This is a genomic window from Bdellovibrio sp. SKB1291214 (assembly GCF_002209355.2).
Taxonomy (GTDB): Bacteria; Bdellovibrionota; Bdellovibrionia; order Bdellovibrionales; family Bdellovibrionaceae; genus Bdellovibrio.
The window spans coordinates 3,119,234-3,133,757 of sequence record NZ_CP106855.1 but is presented as its reverse complement, the minus strand read 5'-3'; the positions used below and the strand labels follow the sequence as shown (position 1 = coordinate 3,133,757).

Sequence of the window (14,524 nt, the reverse complement as noted above, 5' to 3'; positions counted from 1 at the left end):
ACAGCTTTAGGAGCAATCGATGTGTGGAGTTGTGGGGTTGATTGGTGAAGATAAAGCGGGCGAAAAATTATTTCCCGCTTTGTTTGCCCTTCAGCACCGTGGTCAGGACGCCGCGGGTATTTTAAGTTTCGATTTCTCTCGAGGTGAGTTTCATCTTGAAAAGGATCTGGGATTGGTCTCTCAGGTCTTTCCAATGGATAAATTGGAAAAGATTAAAGGCAGCATGGCTTTGGGACATACTCGCTATTCCACGATTGGAACGGTCGAGAAAGCGGACCTTCAACCTCTGATCGTCAGTTATCCAAACGGTATCGGCATGGCCCACAACGGGAACGTGACTAATTATAATGAGATCGTTGAGTACGTTCGTAAGCGCCGCAGTCGTTGGACGTTCACTCGTAACGACTTGGAATTACTTCTGCATATGATGTCGATTGGTGTTTCGGATCAGCTGGAGGCTGGTAAGGAATTATCTCCTGAAATTCTGGGCAAGGCAGCTCAGCAGGTCGTCGAAAAAGTTCAAGGCGCTTACAGTGTCGTCGGCATGATGGCTGACGAGGGTATGTTTGCCTTTAACGACACCCAAGGAATTCGTCCTCTATTAATAGGACGAAAATCTATCGGGGATAAATATAGCTATTGTTTTGCCTCTGAAAAGCAGGTGTTTTTCGCCCTGGGCTTCGAGTACTTCCGTGATCTGAAGCCCGGGGAATTTGTTTTCGTTGATAAAGACCAGAATTTCCACTCTTACCCCATGGCCGAGAAAAAAGCCCGTCCTTGTATGTTTGAGTGGATTTATTTCGCGGGTGCGGAAACAGAATGGCATGGGCGCCCGGTGTATGATGTGCGCTTGCGACTTGGCGAAGTATTAGCGAATGAAACTCGTCGTAAGATGCAAGAACAGGGAATTGAAATTGATGTGGTGGCTCCTGTGCCAGACACGTCTCGCGCGGCTGCTCTTCGTTTGGCAGAAGTTTTACACACACCTTACCGCGAAGTTCTGATCAAAAATCGCTATGTGCAAAGAAGCTTTATCGTAAACGAACCGGAAGTTCGTAAAGCTATGGTTAATCTTAAGCTTATGCCGGTTGAAAGTGAAATCCGCGGTAAAAGTATTTTGCTGGTCGATGACAGCATTGTTCGCGGCACGACATCTGCGCGAATCATTCAGTTACTGAGAGAATCGGGCGCTAAGAAAGTTTACTTAGCAAGCACGTGTCCTCCGATTCGTAATCCATGTTTTTACGGTATTGATTTCCCGGAAGGGGAAGCTTTGGTCGCACACAAACGGACCGAAGACCAAGTGGCTGAGTTGTTGGGAGTGGATGGATTGATTTACCTGCCACTGACTCAACTTTTAGATGGCGATTATCCAGTTCCAGTTTCTAAAGAAGATTTTATTAATGCTCGCACCCACAATATCGGTGGCGGCGGTAAAAACGAGGTGAACGTATGAAGATTCAAGTTCTTTTCGGCAGTCAAAGTGATGAGCGTGTTTACGCTCCTTTGTGTCAATCATTGGAAAACGTTGCGAACGTAAAGATGGAAGTGGCTTCAGCCCACCGTCATCCAGCACGTGTTCGTGAAGTTGTAACAACATCAGAAGCGAATGCTTTTGTGGCGGGAGCGGGTCTTGCAGCTCATCTGCCAGGTGTTGTGGCGTCCTTGACTCAAAAGCCAGTGTTTGGCGTAGCCATCAACGGGGCTTTCGGCGGAATGGATGCGTTCTTATCGATTGCGCAAATGCCAAAAGATATCCCAGTGGCTGCGGTTATGGAAAATCAGATCGAGCTTCTTCCAGAGCTTTTGAAAAAGGCCAAAGGCTATAACCAAGACAAGCTGGAACTTTCTTGGAATCCATACCGCAGTGAAGTTCCGGTTTTGGCAAAAATGCTTCAAGATATCCGCGAAAAAGCGGGTGTGGAAGTTGTATGGGTTGATCCAAACAGTCCGCATTGCCAAGGTGAGCTTGTGATGGTGGGCGAAAAACCTCAAGGCAAAAATCTTTGCATGTACATCTGTGATAAAGAAGAACTTAAAAACTCAAACCTTGCGAACGAATTCTTTGCCGTTGCTAAATCCGGTGGCGCTTGGGTGGGTGTCAACAACATCACAAACTTCCTTCTTCAAATCAAAAAAATGAAAGAGGCATTGGTATGAACCTTTTGTACCGTGGTTCCGTAAAAGACATCTATAAAACAGATGCAGGACTGCTTTTCAAATACAGCAATCGTTACTCGGTTTTTGATTGGGGCGAAATGCCTAACGAAATCCCTCAAAAGGGTGAGGCCTTGGCAGCTATGGCCGGGATGTTTTTTGAACATTTGAAAGACAAAGGCATCGAGTCTCATTACATGAAACCGCACAGCGCGGATTCCATTTTGGTGAATGAAGTCGCTGTTCATCGTCCTATTTGGGAAAACGGTGTTTACGATTATACAGTTTATGCTGATAAACCCACGAACTGTTTGGTTCCTTTAGAAGTGATCTTCCGCATCCTTTTGGGTAAAGGAAATTCTTTAGAAGGCCGCTTGAAAAAGAATCCGGCTTACATGGCGGAATTGGGCCTCACTGAAATTCCAGATTCCTCAAAAACTTTCATGCCGCCGATCGTCGAGTATTCGACGAAGCTTGAGACGACAGATCGTTATATGACAAACAAAGAAATCCAAGACCTGAACGTGATTGATGCCAACGAACTGGCGCAAGTCCGCAAAATGACGGAAGAGGTGGCAAAACACTTACAATCCTTATTTGCTTCTTTCGGTGTCAAGTTGTGGGACGGAAAATTCGAATTCGCTTTCGGCGGACGCGGGGAGAATGGACGGGAGTTGTTCATGGTTGATTCCATCGGCCCTGACGAGCTGCGATTGACTTACGAAAACGCTCCGTTGTCTAAAGAATTCCTTCGTCAGATTTATGCTCCAACAACTTGGTATCAAGCTGTTGGTAAAGCGAAAGATATCGCCAAAGAACGTGGTGCTAATAACTGGAAAGAAATTTGCGCTCATGAGCTTAAGGAAGTTCCGCAAGTGTTGAATCCAGAGCAAATTAAAGTGGCATCAATGCTTTACACATCTCTGGCGAATGAGATGGCGTGGTCATTAGGTAAGACGGCTCCCTTTGAAAAAGAAGCAAGTTTGAAAAACTGGAGACAGCAGTGCGCGTCCTGGTTGTAGGCAAGGGCGGTCGCGAACACGCGATCGCACAGAAAATTTCTGAATCAAAGATGCTCGAGACTTTGTGGGTTGCTCCTGGCAATCCAGGAATGAGCAAAGTGGGTCTTCAATGTGTGAACGTTGAAAAAACACCTGACGTTTTAGCATTTTGTAAAACGAACCGGGTTGATTTGGTTGTTTTCGGTCCCGAAGCCGCAATTTTGTCTGACCTTAAAGAAGTTTTGGAAGCAAATGGTGTCGCGTGCCTGGCACCTTCTCGCGAGGCCGCGCATTTAGAAGCTTCCAAGTATTTTTGTAAAGAGATCTTAGAGGACGCAGGTCTTTTAACGGCCGCTTATCAAAAAGCGAATACGGTGGCAGAGGCGATTTCTTTTCTTGAAAAACATGACTTTAAAACTCCCATTGTAGTGAAAGCCGATGGTTTAGCTGCGGGGAAGGGGGTCGCTGTCTGTGAGACTTTGGAAACTGCAAAAGCCGCGGTTCATGATTTGACGACGGCTTACGGTTTCCCGTTGTTAGTTGAAGAATGCCTGATCGGTCGTGAACTTTCTGCCTTTGCTTTGTGCGATGGTGAAGACTTTGTGATCTTGGGTACAGCTTGCGATTATAAACGCATCACCCCTGATCCCTTCAGTGCGAACACGGGTGGTATGGGGGCATTCAGCCCATGTGATTTCATTTCTACAGACGATGAAGCAGCGATTGATGACATCTTTAGAAAATCTTTGAAATCTTTGAAACGTAAGGGAAAACCGTACGTAGGTTTCTTGTTTGCGGGTCTGATGAAGACCGATAAGGGACTTTATGTTTTGGAATTCAACGTGCGTTTGGGAGATCCAGAAACTCAGGCCTTACTTCCAAGAATTAAAAGCGACTTGTTGGATCTTTCAGTGAAGGCCGTTCAAGGTCGCTTGGAGAAGCAAAAAACAGAGTTCCATGACTATCGCTCCGTTCACGTTGTCGCCGTTAGCAAAGGCTATCCAGGCAACACGATGGATTTAGGCCACGCGATTCAAATTCCAACAGCTTCTACTGAGGGTACAAATATCTACTTTGCCGGAGTATCAACGAAGAACGAAAACTTGGTAAATACCGGGGGTCGTGTGCTTGGAGTGACGGCTTTGGCGAAAACTCGTGACGAGGCTCGAATGAAGGCCTACCAAGAGATCCGCAAAGTTCAATTCCAAGGTTTGTACTTCCGAGAGGACATTGCTCAATGATTAAAACTCCACGCGTCGCCATCTTTGCGTCAGGGGCCGGCTCCAACGCCGAAGCCTTGATTAAAAAAATGCACTCCCTGGGCGGGCAGGTGGAATTTGTTTTTTCTGATAAGACTGAAGCGGGAGTGTTAGCAAAAGCTCAGTCTTTAAATACAAGACGCTATGTTATCAAGAAAAAAGCAGATCGCTTGCAACATGAGCAAGAGGTCTTGAAGTTGATTGATCAACATCAGATCGACTGGATCTTGCTTGCGGGATACATGCGTCTTTTGTCTCCGAGTTTTTTGAAGTCCTTGGCGGAACGTCATGAAGGTCGCGCACAAGTCGTAAATATTCATCCAAGTTTATTGCCAGCTTACCCTGGCGCCCATTCTTTGGAGCGTGCATTTGCGGATCAAGTTTCTGAGAGTGGCGTGACCTTACATTTAGTTGACGAAGGGATGGATGCAGGTCCTGTGCTAAAGCAGGCAGCAATTTCATTGAAAGAGTTCACAGCCTTTGCAGATTTCAAAGCCAGCGTTCATCGCCTGGAACATCAAATTTATACTGAATTTTTAGAAAAGATCGTTTTGGGAGAAATTCCAACTCATTATTTTAAGGAAACCGTCAAATGCTAAAGCATAGAGTGGCCGTTCGCAGTCGTATCGATAACTCTCAGGAAGAATATCTAAAAAAGTTGTTCGGACCTGTGGCTCCTGCAAAAGATCTTAAATTATCCCGTGTTTTCTGGTTGATGGAAAAAACTCCAGGTGCATTTTCTAAGTGGGATATGAAAAACGATCTGCAAAAGGTTTTCTGCGATCCTATCACTGAAGATCTAACGATGGGTTATCCGGAATACCACGAGGGAAAAGTTTACGTCGAAGTTCGCTATTTAGGTGGGGTTACTGACAACTGGGCAAGATCTGCAACCGAGGCATTGTATTTAGTTTCTGGTGGCTCTACAAAATCTTGGCAGGATTTCCCCGTTGAAGTTCATAGCGGCTGGCAAATCGAACTGGGTGAAGATTTTAATCAACACCAAATCGAAAAGGTCCTTTTCCAAACTTTGGCAAATCCATTGCTTCAAAAGGTTCAAGTGAAACGTGGTAGAGAGCTTAAAATTGAAAACTCTTTTGGTAACTTCCATGACTATTGGAAAGTCGAAACTGAACATAAACCAGAACTGCAACTCTTCCCTTTAAAAAGAGAAGTTTTAGAAAAATTAAATCAAGAACGTGGTTTGGCTTTGTCTGATGTTGAAATTCAGACCGTGATCAGTCATTTTACTTCTCCAGAACAAATGAAAGCTCGTGCGGCTATGGGCTGGGCGGGATATGTGACTGAAGTTGAAATTGAATGCTTGGCACAGACTTGGAGTGAACACTGTAAACATAAGATTTTTGCAGCGAATGTTGAGTATACAGAGGACGACGTCAAAGACGTTCCACGCTTGGGTTCCCAAACAATCAAAAGCCTTTATAAATCCTATATTCAAGCTGCGACTAAAAAATTGCAGGACTGTGGTTATCTGGTTTCGGTCTTTAAAGACAATGCCGGTATCGTTGATTTTGATAAAAATGTAAACGTCTGTGTGAAGGTTGAAACTCATAACAGTCCTTCAGCTCTAGATCCCTTCGGCGGTGCGATCACGGGGATCTTGGGTGTGAATCGTGACATCCTTGGTTGCGGTGTGGGTGCGAAGCCTATCGCGAACATGGATGTATTCTGTCTGTCGAAAAAAGATCTTTTCCCGAATACAGATCACCCGCAACGTCCTGATCTTTTGAAAGATCCAGGAGTGATCTTTCGCGGAGTTCATCAAGGTGTAGAAGAGGGTGGAAATCAAAGCGGTATCCCTACAGTAAACGGTGCTTTCCACTTTGCTAGCGAATTTGCGGCAAAGCCTTTGATCTTTGTCGGCTCTCTGGGAGTTATGCCAAAGCAAGTTCACGGCAAAAATACCGAGATGAAAGCAATCCGTCCTGGAGATATGATCGTTGTGGCGGGTGGTCGTTTAGGTAAAGACGGCGTTCACGGGGCGACCTTCAGCTCCTTAGAATTGAATGATAAAGTCGCATCCAACGTTGTTCAAATCGGCGATAGTATCACACAAAAACGTCTTTTGGATTTCACATTGATCGCTCGTGATAAAAACCTGATTCAAGCTATCACTGATAATGGTGCTGGTGGAGTGAGCTCTTCCATCGGAGAAATGGCGACATTGTCGGGTGGCGCGCGTATGGATCTTTCTAAACATCCAGTGAAGTACCACGGTTTGGAATTCTGGGAAATGCTGGTCAGTGAATCTCAAGAGCGTATGTCTTTTGCGGTGGCTCCTGAGAACCTTCATCAGTTCTTGGAATTGGCAGCGAAAATGGGCGTTGAGGCCTCTTGCTTGGGTGAATTCACGAACTCAGGGATGTTTGAAGTCAATTACGGCGATAAACCTTTGGCGAAAATAGAACTTGAGTTCCTGCATGATGGCTTAAGTAAAATGGAATTGAATGCTCACTTCCAAGGTCCGAAAGAGTACAAAGAATATTTCAGAGCAACGCCTAAGAAAACTTTGGCTCCAACGTCAGCGCATATCGAAGAAGCTCTTAAAACTGTATTGGCAAATCCCAATGTGGCTTCTCGTGAACCCTTAGTTCGTTATTATGACCACGAAGTCCAAGGGGCCACTCGTGTTAAACCTTATGGTGGTTCCACTCAGCAGGGTGCGAACAATTCGGGTGTGATTGATCTATCAGTTCATGGTGGTCAAGAGCACAATGCCGTGGCTGTGTCTAATGGATTGTGCCCCCAGCTTTCTTATTACGACACGTATTTGATGGCTCAACGTGCAGTTGATGAGTCTGTTCGAAACTTGGTGGCGACAGGGGCTGATCCAGATAAGTTGGCGTTGGTTGATAATTTCTGCTGGCCAGATCCCACTCCGAAAAAATCAAATCCAGATGCTGAACACAAGATGGCTCAATTGGTGCGCGCTTGTGCCGGTCTTTACGACGCGGCGTTGGCTTACAAGGCCCCGCTGGTGAGTGGTAAAGACAGCATGAAGAATGATTTCATCGGTAAAGTAAAGTCAGGGGAAACAGTTAAGATCTCCGTTCCCCCGACACTGTTAATGACGGCCATCGGCCAAGTGCCTGATGCTCGGAAAACAGTAAACGGGTTTTTTAATAAAGCTGGCGATAACATTTACCTTTTGGGTCAGTTGACAGAAAGCCTAACCGCCTCTGTATTCGCTCAAGAGTTCGAAACCGTTTCATCCAAGCCTGAATATCCGAATTTAGCTAAGAATCGTGATCTATATCGCTTGGTCTATGGAGCGATTCAACACGATCTTTTAAGTTCTTGCCACGATATTTCAGAAGGCGGTTTGATGTCTGCCTTGGCTGAATGCTGTTTTGGAAATGCATTGGGTGCTGACATAGATCTGCGTGATTTAAAGTGGGAAAATTTGTGGTCGGAAATGGGCTCTCAATTTGTTGTCAGTGTTCCTTCTGACAAGGTCGCATTGTTTGAACGTTATTTTGATCGTTGCTCGATCAAGCTTGGGCAGGTGACTGCGAATAATTCTTTTAAATGGAATTTCAATGGGGATTCCCATTCGGTCAAAGTTTCTGATCTGCAAACGATTTGGTCTGAAGGAGTTTTAAATGTCTACAACGCCTAATTTCATGGTCCTTTGGGGTGATGGAATTAACTGCGAAAATGAAACAGCTCGTGCTGTGGAACTCGCAGGTGGTCAGGCTGAAAAAGTTCACATCAACGATCTGGTGGAAAAACCAGAAATGCTTCGAAACTTTCAAGGTCTGGTAATTCCCGGTGGATTTTCATTCGGAGATCACTTGGGCAGTGGCCAAATCTTGGCTTTAAAACTTGAACGTTTTGTTAAAGAAGAGCTTCAGGCCTTCGTTAAGAAATTCCCCGTCATGGGAATTTGTAACGGCTTTCAAACCTTGGTCCGCTTGGGACTTTTACCCGACGCAAATTTTCAAAAAAGCTGTTCCTTGATTAAAAACGAACAGGGTCACTTTCAAAATGAGTGGGTTGAACTAGAACGCAACACGAAGTCACCTTGTATTTGGACTAAAAACTTACCTGAAAACTTTGTTTTACCTGCACGTCACGGTGAGGGTCGCTTTATGTGCGAAAGTGATGAAGTTCTTAAAGGTCTTCAAAAAAACAATCAGATCGTTCTTCGTTATAAGGAAAACTTTAACGGGGCGGTTGATCGTATCGCTGGAGTCTGTGATTCAAGCGGATTGGTTTTCGCTTTGATGCCTCATCCGGAAGCAGCTCTTCAGGACTGGCATCTGCCCTTCAACGGAGAAGCCTGGGGTTTGGAATTTTTTAAAAGTGCTTTGCAATACTTGAAAGGTCGTCATGAAAATTAAAAGAGCTCTGTTGAGCGTTTCCGATAAAACAGGTTTGATTGAGCTTGCGCAAAATCTCCACAAACAAAATGTGGAGTTGATTGCAAGTGGTGGCACAGCCAAAGCTCTTGAGCAAGTTGGATTGCCAGTGACAGCTGTTGAGGAAATCAGTGGCAACCCAGAGGCCTTCCAAGGCCGTATGAAAACTTTAAGCTTTGAAATCTCTTCTTCATTGTTGTTCCGTCGTCATGACGAAGCAGATATCGCGAGGGCGCAAGAATTGAAGATCAAGCCGATCGACTTGGTCGTCGTGAACCTATATCCCTTCCATCAAACAGTTGAAAAGGGTGCTGAGTTCGCGGAGTGCGTTGAAAACATCGATATTGGTGGACCTACGATGTTGCGCGCCGGAGCTAAGAATCACGAAGCTGTCACAGTTTTGTGCGAACCTTCCCAATACAAAGAATTCATGTCAAATATGAATGAAAACAACGGAAATACTTCAATGGACTTCCGTAAAAAATGCGCTGCCAAGGTTTACACAATGACGGCGTTCTATGACATGGCCATTGCTGCCTACTTAACTCAAAGCACAGGTGAGCAACTTCGTTATGGCGAAAATCCTCACCAAAAAGCCGTACTTTTGAAAGATCCATTTTCTCAAGGCCTAGCTCACAAAGAGACTCTTCAAGGCAAAGAGATGTCTTACAATAACTTTTTAGATGCAGACTTTGCCGCCCAGTCTTTGAAAGACCTTTGGGCGTGGCAGGGTGACTATGCTCATCCATCTGCTGTCGTTGTGAAACATAACACTCCTTGCGGCTTGGCTATAGCTGAAACGCCACTTCGTGCTCTGGATCTTGCTTGGAAGGGGGATGAGAAGTCTTCATTCGGTGGAGTTCTGGCACTTAGTTTTCCAGTGACCGCTGAAGTGGCCGTTTTCTTCCAAGATAAATTTGTGGAAGTGATTATGGCCCCTGAATTTTCAGCCGAGGCTCAGACGATGCTTAAAAAGAACTGCCGCCTTGTTCCCATCAGCTTAGATAAAAAATCCAGCTGGCAAGTTCGGACGATCGAGGGCGGAGCTTTGGTTCAGGAGAAAGACAATTTCTCAACCGCAAGCTTTACTCCCGTCACAACCAACTCCTTCCCACAGGAAAAGCAAAAACTCGCAGCCTTTGCGTTCTTATGTGTGAAAAATCTTAAGAGCAATGCCATTGCGGTCTGTGCGCAGCGTGGATCGGAGTTTGAAATGGTGACTTTGGGATCAGGTCAAACGAACCGCGTGGATTGTATCGAAAAATTGGTGATTCCTCGCTTGAAAGAGAAAAACGTCACGGATGCCTCTGAAATGGTTTTAGCTTCAGATGCTTTCTTCCCATTCCCGGATTCCATCGAAGTGGCGTCTAAAGTGGGCGTGAAATACATCGTTCAACCAGGTGGATCAATCAAAGACCAAGACGTGATTGCTGAAGCGAACAAGCGCGATATCTCAATGATCTTCACTGGCCGTCGCCATTTCTTGCACTAGGAGTTTAAGATGTCAGAAGTAATGGATTATGCAAAAGCTGGAGTAGATATTCACAAAGGCGATGCGTTCGTAGAGCGTATTAAAGCTTTGGTGCCGACAACTCACAATGATCAAGTCTTGCAAGGGATTGGTGGATTCGCGGCTCTTTACCAAGTTAGCGATGATCGTATCATCGCCTCCAGTACGGACGGTGTTGGAACTAAATTGAAGCTTGCTCAACAAATGAATAAACATCACGGCGTGGGTATTGACCTGGTTGCTATGTGTGTGAATGACTTGTTATGTGTTGGTGCAAAGCCTTTGTTTTTTTTGGACTACATGGCTTTCGGTAAGCTTGATACCCGCGTGAGTGAAGAATTGATCGCAGGTATGGTGGATGGTTGCAGACAATCCGGAATGGCCTTAATCGGTGGCGAAACAGCAGAAATGCCAGGTATGTACCAAGGGGATGAGTACGATGTTGCAGGTTTCAGTGTGGGCGATGTTCATCCTAAAGACATGTTCAATGAATCTAATATCGAAGAAGGCGACGTCTTGATTGGTATCGCGTCCAGCGGCTTTCACTCGAATGGTTATTCTCTGTTGAGAAAATTAGTAAAAGACGGCGAGACGGAACTGATCCATCAATTATTGGTTCCCACAAAGATCTACGTGAACCTTGTGAACTCCATTCGTAAAAATGCCCCTCAGGCGATTCTTGCAATGGCGCATATCACGGGCGGTGGTATACACAATATCCCGCGTATCAGTGAAAAATTTGATTACGTTTTGAATGGCTGGCCAAGTCTGAACAACACAGCTCCAGTAATAAAAACCATCGTGGATAGAACAAACCTATCAAACGAGGAACTGTACAAAACCTTTAACATGGGCGTGGGGCTGGTGTTGTTGGTTAAAAAGTCCTTCGCAGGAATGATCAAAGACCATTTAAAAACCCAGGACGAAAAATTTTGGGAAATCGGCTACGTCAAAAAAGGCACAGGCCAAATCAATACACCAAAATAAGATGAATAGGCTCCATAACGGAGCCTTCTTTTTTCAGGATTTCTTGAAAACTAATCATTAAGTCCCCAGGCAATATCCAAGCCGTTCAAACTCTTATTGTATGTTATCAATCCACATGCCGCCAAATGCTTCCCTGTGCGAAGTATTTGATACGACATGCTATTGTTTACTAAAGTAAAATGGATTGAAAGGGGTGTACGTTGGACCTAGGTTCGAAGATTCCTAATACGTACAAGAAAATTTTGTTCGGTTTTGTTATAGCGACTCTTGGATTGATTTTTACAAGCTGGTTTTTGCAAACGCGTCTGGCTTACGTGGAGCGCGCTACGAACGAACGGGCTCAGATTCGTCGTGTCGCTTTTGATTTTCAAATTCTAAAGTCGCTAATAACCGATGCAGAGACAGGACAGCGGGGATACTTACTCACGGGTAACACGCGCTATCTAACTCCTTATAAAGAAGCGACCCTTTTGGTTGAAGATAAATTTAACCAACTGAAAGCGAAGTTGCAGGATGATCCTGAACAGCTGGACCGCTTACTGCATGCTGAAAGGATAACGAACAGAAAATTAATCGAGTTAAAGCGAACAATTGATTTTAAGAAGAAAGGTCAAGAGCAAACTGCTTTGGAGATAATCGCAACTGATGCTGGTCAAGCTGATATGGAAGATCTGCGAAAGATATTTGATGAGCTGGAGTCTGGGCAAATCGCAAAAATCGCCGTCATAAATGGCGTTGTTCGCAAGACAATTAAGACGAGTAAGATTGCGAATACAGTGGGTTGCGTTTTCACTGTGGTGCTAGTTTTAGGATTGATATTTTTTTTACTGAGGAACTTGAGCGCCCGGGTACAGATGGAACAGTCGATGATGGAATCAAATCGATCCTTGGAAAGAACAAAGGAGGTTTTTTCTAAAGTTATTGAAATCCAGAATAACTTATCAAGTTCGCGCATGGATATTGACCTTATTTTAAATAAGGTCGTGAACTTATCAATGGATTTGACGGATTCAGATGGCGCCATTATTGAAGAACTCGATATAGACAGTGGAGATCTGGTGTATCGTTATGCTGGAGGTGCCGCTCGTTCCTTTATTGGCACTCGAATTAAAGCGCGCAGCAGTTTTTCGGGATTGTGCCTAAGGGAGCAAAAACCTCTTATGTGCAAAGACTCCGAACTTGATGACCGCGTGGATCGCGAAGCGTGCCGTAAGATTCATCTACGCTCTATGATCATCGTGCCCCTGTATTATGGAGATGAACTCTTGGGCGTTCTAAAAAATTATTCAATGAGTCCTAATTTCTATGACGATGAAGTCTTTAAAGCGTTTTCACTCGTTTCTGTGATGCTCTCGTCTTCTTTAGGACAAGCGAAAGAATTTGAAGAAAAACGGAGGGCCATAAAAGAACTCGAGGAAATTCGAGAGCAATTGACATCATCAGTGAAGTCCTCGTCCAACATTCAAGATGGCCATGTGTGAGCGATGCATTTTGCAGTTGACTCTGATTATCATAAACTCAAAGCTATTTTGAGTGAGGTCGATGCATGAGTTTAAAAACAAGAAAAGTCATCAAAATGCTTGTGATAGTCGTGGGTTTTCTGAGTGTTTCTATTGTGGGAGGCATTGCTACGGTCCTTATCAGCTCTAAGAATACCGAAGCCCGAGCTCAAGATTTCTGCGATCAAATACAAATCGGAAAGTCTTTGGACGAAGTCATGCAATTAACGGGAGCTTCATCATTCGACAAAATGGTTCTAAGGAACCCAGCCGGTGACACTGTAAATGCCGCGAATCGTGGAACGTTTTCACCAGCAAAATGGGCGGGATTTAAAGACGGCTCCGTCGTTATTTGGTTCCATTCAATTTCCCCAGCCCTCGCTCGCTGTGAAGTGGCAATCGAAGATTCCTTAGTATCGACAAAGTTTGTAAAATCGGGATCCTGATTGGATAATAGAGCTCTTACGAGGGTCCGTGGAGCAAGGTTTTAAATTTCGGATATTTCCAAGTTACACACATCACGTCTATGAGGAATCAGCCGACAAGGCTCGCTCTTTCGCAAGACTTAAGCAGCATCTGGTTCTGACCGGCGGTAAGCTCGTGTCTTCGTCAGAGCAAGAATTCCGCATCAATATGTATGAATCAGATATTCATCCCGGCCTTTATTTGATTCCTATGTTGTGGAAAATAACTGTTAAAAATAGAAATGATTCTGATTTTATAGCTGTTGAAATTGTGCGCGCCAGTGAGCGCCGATTTGCCACTGGATTTTTTTGCGTCGCCATTGTGACCGTGGTTTTGGGAGTCTATATGAACGGCAGCATCCCAAATCTTATTTTCATCCTGGTGTTCGTTTATGCAATGGCGTGGCTTCAATCTAAGATGTACATATCGCCAGCCTATTCGAAATTGAGGAAAATGATTGAAAATTGTGTGGGCGAAGAACATGCTCCGAGTCTCACGAAACTTCGTGTAACGAACACTCATTTGGACCCTTATAACAGCCCCTAAAAACAATCTATTCGATCCCGCAGATTTGCGTGTTCATGCTGTGAACATATGCCTATTTTTTGGTAATTTACACTTCTTCCTGAATTTGAGATCATAAGATATGGCTTCGTATTTAAAGTTATTTCTAACAATCTCAATCTGCCTGATTCCATCCTTTGGTTTTGCCAAGGAATTGGATGAAAAGCGTGTTCTGTGTTTACGAGCTCTGCAGAAACTCGAGACAGGGGTTGTGCGGGTCGATTACATGGATATGCAATGGGCCTCCAGTGATGATTCTTTAAATTTGATTCGTCAAGATGAAGGAAAGCGGCCGGAACCAGCTTGGAATTATGCTCAGTGGGGAACAGATAAAGTAGGTAGTGTTTCAATGGAAAAACTGGGTGGCCGTTCGATGCCGGTCAACGCTGTCATTGAACTTTATGATAAATTTATCGCCGCCTATCTGGATAAAGTCAGAGCGATAAAGCCCACTCAAGCCAACGTGCAAGAGCTCGATTTCACCTATTTTACATGCGAAGACCTCATCGACAGCAAAACATCCAACGGAAAAAGATCCATTAGTGACGCCGTCATCGAAGCTCGCACAGACCTGCAACGGAAATTTAAAACCTCATCCAAAGCCGGCGCCACAGCCCAAAAAAATGCAGTAAAATAATTGTTTAAACAGCCGCGCTACCAAGAAACTTTACTCAGTAAGGTTTCGATGGTGAAGGTAAGG

At 44.7% G+C, this 14,524-nt stretch carries 13 protein-coding genes; all 13 read left to right on the top strand.

The genetic code is table 11. From position 1 onward, the window contains the following. Window positions 1-19 precede the first annotated feature (19 nt). Complete coding sequence (purF, locus tag B9G69_RS15470; protein WP_265437822.1) at window positions 20-1,456, top strand: amidophosphoribosyltransferase; 1,437 nt, start codon at window positions 20-22, stop codon at window positions 1,454-1,456. Further along, window positions 1,453-2,160: an AIR carboxylase family protein gene (locus tag B9G69_RS15465; protein WP_088617342.1), complete on the top strand. Its 708-nt coding sequence runs from the start codon at window positions 1,453-1,455 to the stop codon at window positions 2,158-2,160. The genes purF and B9G69_RS15465 overlap by 4 nt, the downstream gene beginning before the upstream one ends. Further along, the gene (locus B9G69_RS15460) at window positions 2,157-3,179 is read left to right on the top strand and encodes a phosphoribosylaminoimidazolesuccinocarboxamide synthase (protein WP_088617341.1); all 1,023 of its coding nucleotides are present in this window, start codon (window positions 2,157-2,159) and stop codon (window positions 3,177-3,179) included. Before B9G69_RS15465 ends, B9G69_RS15460 begins: the two co-directional genes overlap by 4 nt. Continuing rightward, window positions 3,161-4,399: a phosphoribosylamine--glycine ligase gene (purD, locus tag B9G69_RS15455; RefSeq protein WP_088617340.1), complete on the top strand. Its 1,239-nt coding sequence runs from the start codon at window positions 3,161-3,163 to the stop codon at window positions 4,397-4,399. The genes B9G69_RS15460 and purD overlap by 19 nt, the downstream gene beginning before the upstream one ends. Beyond that, window positions 4,396-5,016, top strand: a complete 621-nt coding sequence (gene purN / locus B9G69_RS15450; RefSeq protein ID WP_254917111.1) for a phosphoribosylglycinamide formyltransferase — start codon at window positions 4,396-4,398, stop codon at window positions 5,014-5,016. Before purD ends, purN begins: the two co-directional genes overlap by 4 nt. After that, window positions 5,010-8,057 (top strand): phosphoribosylformylglycinamidine synthase subunit PurL, encoded by a 3,048-nt coding sequence (locus B9G69_RS15445; protein ID WP_088617339.1) that lies wholly within the window; start codon window positions 5,010-5,012, stop codon window positions 8,055-8,057. Before purN ends, B9G69_RS15445 begins: the two co-directional genes overlap by 7 nt. Further along, complete coding sequence (locus B9G69_RS15440) at window positions 8,041-8,781, top strand: phosphoribosylformylglycinamidine synthase subunit PurQ (protein ID WP_088617338.1); 741 nt, start codon at window positions 8,041-8,043, stop codon at window positions 8,779-8,781. Before B9G69_RS15445 ends, B9G69_RS15440 begins: the two co-directional genes overlap by 17 nt. Further along, window positions 8,771-10,291, top strand: coding sequence for a bifunctional phosphoribosylaminoimidazolecarboxamide formyltransferase/IMP cyclohydrolase (purH, locus tag B9G69_RS15435; protein ID WP_088617337.1), 1,521 nt, complete (start codon window positions 8,771-8,773; stop codon window positions 10,289-10,291). The genes B9G69_RS15440 and purH overlap by 11 nt, the downstream gene beginning before the upstream one ends. A 9-nt stretch (window positions 10,292-10,300) precedes the next feature. Further along, window positions 10,301-11,296 carry a phosphoribosylformylglycinamidine cyclo-ligase gene (gene purM, locus B9G69_RS15430; RefSeq protein WP_088617336.1) on the top strand — a complete coding sequence of 332 codons (996 nt, stop codon included), beginning with the start codon at window positions 10,301-10,303 and terminating at the stop codon, window positions 11,294-11,296. Window positions 11,297-11,538: 242 nt separating this feature from the next. Next, window positions 11,539-12,777: a CHASE3 domain-containing protein gene (locus B9G69_RS15425; RefSeq protein WP_176401035.1), complete on the top strand. Its 1,239-nt coding sequence runs from the start codon at window positions 11,539-11,541 to the stop codon at window positions 12,775-12,777. Between the two features lie 65 nt (window positions 12,778-12,842). Then, the gene (locus B9G69_RS15420; RefSeq protein ID WP_265437821.1) at window positions 12,843-13,241 is read left to right on the top strand and encodes a hypothetical protein; all 399 of its coding nucleotides are present in this window, start codon (window positions 12,843-12,845) and stop codon (window positions 13,239-13,241) included. A 28-nt stretch (window positions 13,242-13,269) separates the two neighbouring features. Next, window positions 13,270-13,806: a hypothetical protein gene (locus tag B9G69_RS15415; RefSeq protein ID WP_088617333.1), complete on the top strand. Its 537-nt coding sequence runs from the start codon at window positions 13,270-13,272 to the stop codon at window positions 13,804-13,806. Window positions 13,807-13,906: 100 nt separating this feature from the next. Continuing rightward, the gene (locus B9G69_RS15410; RefSeq protein WP_265437820.1) at window positions 13,907-14,461 is read left to right on the top strand and encodes a hypothetical protein; all 555 of its coding nucleotides are present in this window, start codon (window positions 13,907-13,909) and stop codon (window positions 14,459-14,461) included. Window positions 14,462-14,524: the final 63 nt, after the last annotated feature.

Bases quoted from the DNA above. Each gene is read 5' to 3' on its own strand.
- B9G69_RS15410 (WP_265437820.1), top strand. From the start codon at position 13,907: ATGGCTTCGTATTTAAAGTTATTTCTAACAATCTCAATCTGCCTGATT.
- B9G69_RS15465 (WP_088617342.1), top strand. From the start codon at position 1,453: ATGAAGATTCAAGTTCTTTTCGGCAGTCAAAGTGATGAGCGTGTTTAC.
- B9G69_RS15460 (WP_088617341.1), top strand. From the start codon at position 2,157: ATGAACCTTTTGTACCGTGGTTCCGTAAAAGACATCTATAAAACAGAT.
- purN (WP_254917111.1), top strand. From the start codon at position 4,396: ATGATTAAAACTCCACGCGTCGCCATCTTTGCGTCAGGGGCCGGCTCC.
- B9G69_RS15440 (WP_088617338.1), top strand. From the start codon at position 8,041: ATGTCTACAACGCCTAATTTCATGGTCCTTTGGGGTGATGGAATTAAC.
- B9G69_RS15445 (WP_088617339.1), top strand. From the start codon at position 5,010: ATGCTAAAGCATAGAGTGGCCGTTCGCAGTCGTATCGATAACTCTCAG.
- purF (WP_265437822.1), top strand. From the start codon at position 20: ATGTGTGGAGTTGTGGGGTTGATTGGTGAAGATAAAGCGGGCGAAAAA.
- purH (WP_088617337.1), top strand. From the start codon at position 8,771: ATGAAAATTAAAAGAGCTCTGTTGAGCGTTTCCGATAAAACAGGTTTG.
- purM (WP_088617336.1), top strand. From the start codon at position 10,301: ATGTCAGAAGTAATGGATTATGCAAAAGCTGGAGTAGATATTCACAAA.
- B9G69_RS15420 (WP_265437821.1), top strand. From the start codon at position 12,843: ATGAGTTTAAAAACAAGAAAAGTCATCAAAATGCTTGTGATAGTCGTG.